Source organism: Arcobacter sp., assembly GCF_050300555.1.
GTDB lineage: Bacteria > Campylobacterota > Campylobacteria > Campylobacterales > Arcobacteraceae > Arcobacter.
In genome coordinates this window covers 1-514 of the sequence record NZ_JBNKXY010000449.1, presented here as the reverse complement: position 1 = coordinate 514, position 514 = coordinate 1, and the positions used below count along the sequence as shown (strand labels likewise).

1 protein-coding gene is annotated in these 514 nt (G+C 26.7%); it reads left to right on the top strand.

Going from position 1 to position 514, the window contains the following annotated elements; all coding sequences use genetic code 11:
• Window positions 1-181: LuxR C-terminal-related transcriptional regulator (locus ACQY5W_RS13640; protein ID WP_428025512.1), on the top strand; the 181-nt coding region annotated here is incomplete at its 5' end.
• Window positions 182-514 lie beyond the last annotated feature (333 nt).

The following is a 514-nucleotide window of genomic DNA, read 5'->3' as shown; positions in this document are numbered from 1 at the left end:
AACTAGAGAAGCAGAAGTTTTAAAACTTTTGACTATTGGTAGAAAAAACAAAGAAATCTCTAAAGAATTAAACATTAACGAAAAAACGGTTAGTACATACAAAGCTCGCTTAATGCGTAAGCTTAAAGTTACTAATTTAGTTGATTTAGTTAATCAAGCAAAAATTGCTTCGGAGCTTTAAAAACTCTGTTTAACTTTTTATTATGGTAGCATTTTTAAGCCTGAGTAGTATTTTATTTTTTAAGTAAATTACCTCGTGTTACTGTAACTTTTAAAAGTTTATTGCTGAAATTCTTTTATTTTTAGTCTATTAAGACTGAATAGATTTCATTTAACTCTTAAAAACTCTAAGTGTCTTTAATAAGCATTTAGAGTTTTTTTTATAAAACCCTATTCAGCTTTCTAGATAGCAACATTTTTAAACTCGAGTAATCTTTTACTTCTTCAAGTATATTCCTGTTAGTATCACCGTTATTTTTTAATGTTTCTTGCTGAAACTCTTTCACCTTTTGAT